The sequence below is a fragment of the Streptomyces sp. NPDC059454 genome (genome assembly GCF_042749965.1).
Lineage (GTDB): Bacteria > Actinomycetota > Actinomycetes > Streptomycetales > Streptomycetaceae > Streptomyces.
This window is the reverse complement of the sequence record NZ_JBHYVC010000029.1, coordinates 51,977-58,096: the sequence shown is the minus strand read 5'-3', so window position 1 is coordinate 58,096 and position 6,120 is coordinate 51,977. Positions and strand designations below refer to the sequence as shown.

Annotated in this window: 7 protein-coding genes and 1 tRNA gene; 4 read left to right on the top strand and 4 right to left on the bottom strand. The window is 71.5% G+C overall.

Annotation, left to right across the window (positions count from 1 at the left end; translation table 11 throughout):
* Positions 1-118 precede the first annotated feature (118 nt).
* Both ACFXAE_RS20880 and ACFXAE_RS20875 read left to right on the top strand, forming a co-directional pair.
* Positions 119-667, top strand: coding sequence for a DNA-binding protein (locus ACFXAE_RS20880; protein WP_217128010.1), 549 nt, complete (start codon positions 119-121; stop codon positions 665-667).
* Between the two features lie 86 nt (positions 668-753).
* Complete coding sequence (locus ACFXAE_RS20875; protein WP_384716779.1) at positions 754-2,322, top strand: protein kinase; 1,569 nt, start codon at positions 754-756, stop codon at positions 2,320-2,322.
* Positions 2,323-2,359: 37 nt separating this feature from the next.
* Here the strand turns inward: ACFXAE_RS20875 and ACFXAE_RS20870 are convergent, their stop codons facing one another.
* Both ACFXAE_RS20870 and ACFXAE_RS20865 read right to left on the bottom strand, forming a co-directional pair.
* Positions 2,360-3,742, bottom strand: coding sequence for a hypothetical protein (locus tag ACFXAE_RS20870; protein ID WP_384716776.1), 1,383 nt, complete (start codon positions 3,740-3,742; stop codon positions 2,360-2,362).
* Positions 3,743-3,837: 95 nt separating this feature from the next.
* Positions 3,838-3,966, bottom strand: coding sequence for a DLW-39 family protein (locus ACFXAE_RS20865; RefSeq protein ID WP_003999697.1), 129 nt, complete (start codon positions 3,964-3,966; stop codon positions 3,838-3,840).
* Between the two features lie 339 nt (positions 3,967-4,305).
* Between ACFXAE_RS20865 and ACFXAE_RS20860 the strand changes: the two genes are divergently transcribed.
* Both ACFXAE_RS20860 and ACFXAE_RS20855 read left to right on the top strand, forming a co-directional pair.
* Positions 4,306-4,674, top strand: coding sequence for a DUF6344 domain-containing protein (locus ACFXAE_RS20860; protein ID WP_384716773.1), 369 nt, complete (start codon positions 4,306-4,308; stop codon positions 4,672-4,674).
* 226 nt (positions 4,675-4,900) lie between these two features.
* Positions 4,901-5,116, top strand: coding sequence for a hypothetical protein (locus ACFXAE_RS20855; protein ID WP_384716770.1), 216 nt, complete (start codon positions 4,901-4,903; stop codon positions 5,114-5,116).
* A 55-nt stretch (positions 5,117-5,171) separates the two neighbouring features.
* Here ACFXAE_RS20855 and ACFXAE_RS20850 read toward each other — a convergent pair.
* Together ACFXAE_RS20850 and ACFXAE_RS20845 are read right to left on the bottom strand one after the other, a co-directional pair.
* A tRNA-Ile gene (locus tag ACFXAE_RS20850) sits at positions 5,172-5,248 on the bottom strand.
* Between the two features lie 121 nt (positions 5,249-5,369).
* Complete coding sequence (locus ACFXAE_RS20845; protein ID WP_384716767.1) at positions 5,370-6,116, bottom strand: DUF3566 domain-containing protein; 747 nt, start codon at positions 6,114-6,116, stop codon at positions 5,370-5,372.
* Positions 6,117-6,120: the final 4 nt, after the last annotated feature.

Here is a 6,120-nt window from a genome sequence, read left to right as displayed (position 1 = left end):
TTATAAGACACAGCCCAAAAATTTTGGGGGCCCCCGTGCCCCACCACTCCCCTTAATAGGCTCGGAGGTGGTGCGCAACCCCCAACCACGGTTCTTGGGGAAGCGATGGGGAGACGCAATGGACGCCGCACAGCAGGAAGCCACCGCGAGAGCGCGGGAACTGCAGCGGAACTGGTACGGGGAGCCGCTGGGGGCGCTCTTCCGTAGGCTCATAGACGACCTGGGCCTCAACCAGGCTCGTCTCGCGGGGGTTCTGGGACTGTCCGCGCCGATGCTGTCGCAGCTGATGAGCGGCCAGCGGGCGAAGATCGGAAATCCCGCTGTGGTGCAGCGGGTGCAGCTGCTGCAGGACCTGGCGGGGCAGGTCGCGGACGGCAGTGTGAGCGCGGCCGAGGCCACCGAGCGCATGGACGAGATCAAGAAGTCGCAGGGGGGCTCGGTGCTCAGCAACACCACGCAGACGACGAGCAGTTCGGGGGCGCCCACGGTCAAGCGGGTGGTCCGTGAGATCCAGTCCCTGCTGCGCTCGGTGGCCGCCGCCGGCGACATCATCGAGGCCGCCGACACCCTCGCCCCCACGCACCCCGAACTGGCAGAGTTCCTCCGGGTCTACGGCGCGGGCCGCACCTCCGACGCGGTCACGCACTACCAGTCCCACCAGAACTGATCCCCCGCCCGGCGGCCGAAGGGGGTTCGGCCGCCGGGGACGCGCGGAAGACGGGGGACACCGCAGGGGAGGGGCGACGCACAGCGATGGGTGAGGTCTTCGCCGGCCGGTACGAACTGGTCGATCCGATCGGGCGCGGGGGTGTCGGTGCCGTCTGGCGCGCCTGGGACCACCGCCGCCGCCGTTATGTGGCCGCCAAGGTCCTGCTGCAGAGCGACGCCCACTCCCTGCTCCGTTTCGTGCGCGAGCAGGCGCTGCGGATCGATCACCCCCATGTCCTGGCGCCCACCAGCTGGGCCGCCGACGACGACAAGGTCCTGTTCACCATGGACCTGGTCGCCGGCGGTTCGCTGGTCCACCTGGTCGGCGACTACGGCCCGCTGCCGCCCGCCTTTGTCTGCACCCTGCTCGACCAGCTGCTGGCGGGGCTCTCCGCGGTGCATGCGGAGGACGTCGTGCACCGCGACATCAAGCCCGCCAACGTGCTCCTGGAGGCCACCGGCACGGGCAGACCGCGGCTGCGGCTGTCGGACTTCGGCATCGCGATGCGGCTGGGTGAGCCACGGCTGACCGAGACCAATCTGGTGGTGGGCACGCCGGGTTATCTCGCGCCGGAGCAGCTGATGGGCTCCGAACCGGACTTCCCCGCCGACCTCTTCGCCGTGGGCCTGGTGGCGCTGTACCTGCTGCAGGGCGCCAAACCGGACGCCAAGGCCCTCATCCAGTACTTCGCCGACCACGGGACACCCGGTGCGCCCCAGGGCATCCCCGAGCCGCTGTGGCAGGTGGTGGCCTCGCTGCTCCAGCCGGATCCGCAGGCGCGGTTCCGCACGGCCACGGGGGCGCGGAAGGCGCTCGCGGCTGCCGCGGAGCTTCTTCCGGAGCCCGGCCCCGACGACGAACTGATCGAGATATTCGACCAACTGGGCCCGCTGCCCGCGGGGTTCGCCGCGGACGGCCCGCTGAAGCGGGCTTCGGGCGTGGGGCGTACGGCCCCGGAGGATGAGCGGGGCTCTCTGCCCGGCACCGGGTCCGGGTCCGGCTGGGACCCGGACGGTACGGACGCCTCCGGCGGCACGTCCGACGGCGTGAGCGACCCCGGGTCCGTCCGGCCGGCCGCGGCAACGGGCACCCGGACAGGCGCTGGAACCGGCCCGAGGGCGCTCGATGCGGGCCCGGACAGGGGCGAAGGCGGCGTACCCGCCGATCCGCGTCTGGGCGCCGCGTCCGGCGCCTCCCCGCGGTCGCCCGGCATGTCGGACACCGGAAGCTTCCCTCTGCCGCCACCCCGGGCCACGATCACCTCCTCCCCCGTGCCCACTCCGCCGCCCTCCGAACAGGCCCCCCGGGCGCCGGTACAGCACCAGTCGGCCGGTGCCGTCCCCGACGCCTCCCCCCACGACCCCACTCACCGGCTGCGTTCCCCCCTGCCACGGCCGACCGCGTATCCCGACGCCTCCACCGCGGAATACACCGCCCAGGCCTCGCAGGCTCCGCCTCCGGGCGGAGCACTGTCGCGGCACGGTTCCACCGCTCCTCGGACCCACCGCCGGCGCAGCCGCCGCCCCGGCCCTCCGGCAAAGGCGGTCGTCCCCCTGCTGCTCCTGGCTCTGGCCTGCTACGCCGTGGGGTTCTGGGCCCTCACACGCATCTGACCTCCGCTGCCCGCGCCGCTCACGGAAGGCCCGCGGCTCACGGGACGGCCCGCCGCCGGGCCGCCAGCGCCCACGCGCCCAGCCCTGCCAGCAGTGCCGTGCCCGCGCCGATGCCGCCCACCGCGAGCGCCCGGAAGGCGGCGTCGTCGCCCGCGGCCTCGCCCTCGGCCGCCGCCTCCCGGTCCTTCCCCGTGACGGCGAAGACGCCCGGCGGCACGGACTCCCCCGCGTATCCGGGCCCCTCCTGTGCCGCACCGCTCAGCCGCACCCGCAGCGTCAGCGGAACGGGCCCGTCGCCGAAGTCGTCCGCCACCGCGGCCGAAAGGTGCGCGACGAGGTAGTAGGAGCCGGCGAACCGCAGCGCCCCGACCTGACGGCCGGCGGCGTACCGATTGGCGTACGCGACCGACGGGAGGGGTGCGAGGCTCTCCGCCTTCTGGCCGCCGTCGTAGCCGACGCCCACGTCCACGACGTGGCCGCGTACGGGGTTGTAGAGGTCCAGGTCCAGCGCGGCTGCGGTATAGCCGCTGCCGTGCGTGCTCGAACTGCCCAGTTCGGCGGTGGCGTGGAGCTGTCGGCCCCAGCCGACGGGAACCCTGTAGAAGAGTGTCTGGCCCGGGCGGATGTCGTCCCGCCAGACCCCCTGGCCGACGGGGGTGGCCCGGGTGAAGCCCGCGCCTCCGGAGCGCCGCTCGGGCTTCCCCGTGAGGGGCTGGGGCGGGGCGGAGTTCCACTCCTTCGGCGCACTCGTCGCACCGGTCCTCTCCGCAGGGGGCTCCGACACCGCGGTGAGCTCCATCTCCCAGGGGTCGGGGGAGGAGCCCTCCCCGTCCGGGTCGACGCGTTCGACGCTCAGGTGGTATGTACCGGCCTCCTGGCACAGGGACCTCCTGGGGGAGATCTCCCGCATGGCCCACGCGGCGACCGGATGGGGGCTGCCGGCGGCGCCGAAGCTCGCCGTGTCCACATCACAGGAGCGGCCCTCGCCGTCCTGCACGGACACCTTGACCCCGTCGATGACGGAGGCGGTGCGGCCGGCCGGAGGAACGGCGGTGACGGAGGTGTAGGTGCTCGTGGTGCCGTCGAGTTCGAGGCGGTAGTGGACCGTGCCGCTCGCCGGGAGGGTGCTCCGGTAGGTGCGGCCGGGCTCCAGTTCCACGGCGTCCGCGGTGCTCACGGCGCCGTCGACCCTCCGCGCGTCCTCGGCGAAGGCGTAAGACCCGGTGCCTTCGGCGGCCTCGCCCGCGACGGCCACCCGCCCCGGCAGCACACCGGCCAGTGCCAGCACCGTCACGGACGCGAGCGTCACCACGCCCGCACGTCCGCCGGCCGAGGGCCCGCCGCTCCCAGCCCGGGCCGTACCCCGCCGTCCCCTCACGCGCCACCCCTCGTCGTCGCCCGGACGTCGCACCGCGCCCATCCTGCCCCGGGGAGGAGGCCCGCCGACAAGTACCCGCCACACAAAACCCCGACCGCGTGGGCGGCCGGGGTCTGTTCAGCGTCGGATATCAGTACTCACGAACCCGTGGGCACGGAGTCAGTCGCCTCCGTCCACAGATCCTGCTCGGCGCGATCCGCCTGGATCTGGCGGTACACGAGGAGCCCGCCGATGGCGGCCAGTGCGACCAGGAGAAGCTTCTTCACCGCGCGACCTCGTCTTTCCTTGACGTAGGGGACCTCTGCCGCCCGACTATACACACCGGTCGATACCGATCGGTGACCTGCGTCGGCCTCTTCAACTGCCCTCCGGCACAGCGCAGTAGAAGCGGAGTACGGCGATCCGACCGGAGGGTGATCACGCCCGCACGAACGGTCACTTCGATGGCTTCTCCGCCACCTTCGCATCTTTTCGCCGCTTATGCGCCCATCCGTGTGGTGTTCATCTGAACATCCGCGCGCCACGGGCGTCGGTCCACCACTTCGCGAGCCTCATACACATCATGAGGAAAGTACGCAAATCGCCCAACCCGAAAGTGAGGGGCCATGGCCCGGAACAAGGTCATGAAGCTGTGGAACGCCATCGTCACCGCCTTCCTCGCGCTGTGCACGGCGCTCGGACTCATCACCACGACCGCCTCCGCGGCCGTACCGCAGACCGGCGGAACGCGCAACAGCGACAGCGCCCCGAACGTGTCGGCGCCGACGACGCCCCTCTGGTCCTGGTCACTGGTCAGGGCCCTGCCCCCCACGATGAAACAGCGCATCCACGCCGAGGCCCACGGCAAGTCTCCCAGCTGCCGGCACCGTCCGCTCCCGGACACGACGGCGGAACCCGACTCCGCGGACTGCTCCGACGACACGACGTCCACCCGCGCGGAAGCCGTCACCGGCCGCATCCCCCTCCAGCGCTGACCGCGGGGCCGCTCCTACCCCCTCCTCGTGCCGTCGCCGCTTCCCCGAGTCCTGGCGAACTTGCGTACAGCACCACGGCCCGAGCCGACACCAGAAGACCCCGGTCGACATCCGACCGGGGTCTTCTTCGCTGTGTGCGGCACGGCGCGGAGGTCAGCCGCCGAAACACCGCCGCGGTGGCTGCCGCAGCTTCCCGCTGTGGGGCGGCCGGCGCATCGGGGGAATCATGGCGGCACTGCGGTTCGTCTTCATCACCCTGCCCTGCCTCGCCGTCGTCGGCTTCACCTGCTTCGCGGCGTTCCGAGCCCGGAAGCACGAGATCTTCAAGGTGTCGGCCCACACATGCCTGTACTTCGGTCTCACCTGCGCCCTCGTCCCTGTCGGGGCCGTCGTCTGGATCTCGTCCCTCCGGGCAAGGGACCGGGTGCCGCCCACCGGCTGATGTCACCCATGGACGTCAAAGACCCCCAGTCCTGATCGACTGGGGGTCTTTACGATGGTGGGGCTAACAGGATTTGAACCTGTGGCCTCATCCTTATCAGGGATGCGCTCTAACCAACTGAGCTATAGCCCCGCCGCGCTCTGCGGAGTGTGTCCCGCGCGCTGACTCCTGAAGATTAGCGCACGACCGGGGCAGTCCCAAAATCGGTTGTCCGGCGACTGTCGGACAAGCCGGGGAAACCGCTGTGATCAGCTCACTCGTCCTCGGCCAGCGTCAGTTCGACACCGCCCACGAAACCCGCGGAGAGGTTGTAGATGAACGCGCCGAGCGTCGCCAGCGCCGTCGCCAGGACGACGTCGATGACCGCGATGATCGTCGTGAACATCAGGACGTTGGGCAGCGACAGGAACGACTGGAGGTCGAAACCGTTCGACTCGTTGGAGCCGGTCGCCTCGGAGATCGTGCTGCCGACCGTCGAGAACACGCCCATGGCGTCCATGACCATCCACAGCACCGCGGACGCGACGATCGTACAGATGCCGAGCGCGATGGAGAGCAGGAAGCTGACCTTCATCACCGACCATGGGTCGGCCTTCGACACCCGCAGACGTGCCTTGCGCACGCGCGGGGTGGTGCGCGCCCCCGTGCGGGGACGTCGTACCGCGCCGGTCTGACCGGCCGCCGTGCCGGCCTGCGCCGGGTAGGCCTGCGGCGGGTGGTACGGGCCCGCCTGCTGCTGCGACTGCCGTTCCCCCGGCAGTGGTGAGGCCGTCTGAGCAGCGGCGCCCTGGGCGGGCGCGGCCTGCTGCGGGCCTCGGGTGTCCGTCACGGTTCCCCCCTGGGATCCCTGCCTGTCGGACGAAGAGGCGTCCTTGGCAGGCGGCTTGATCGCTTTGAGATTGGTCGTGTGCGGATCCGCCGCCCGCGCGGCGGAGCCACGGCCGCCGCCGTCCGTTCCCCTGCTGGTACCGGCCGGTCCGGCGCCCGTGGCTCCGCTCACGCTG

Bases quoted from the DNA above. Each gene is read 5' to 3' on its own strand.
- ACFXAE_RS20880 (WP_217128010.1), top strand. From the start codon at position 119: ATGGACGCCGCACAGCAGGAAGCCACCGCGAGAGCGCGGGAACTGCAG.
- ACFXAE_RS20875 (WP_384716779.1), top strand. From the start codon at position 754: ATGGGTGAGGTCTTCGCCGGCCGGTACGAACTGGTCGATCCGATCGGG.
- ACFXAE_RS20870 (WP_384716776.1), bottom strand. From the start codon at position 3,742: ATGGGCGCGGTGCGACGTCCGGGCGACGACGAGGGGTGGCGCGTGAGG.
- ACFXAE_RS20860 (WP_384716773.1), top strand. From the start codon at position 4,306: ATGGCCCGGAACAAGGTCATGAAGCTGTGGAACGCCATCGTCACCGCC.
- ACFXAE_RS20855 (WP_384716770.1), top strand. From the start codon at position 4,901: ATGGCGGCACTGCGGTTCGTCTTCATCACCCTGCCCTGCCTCGCCGTC.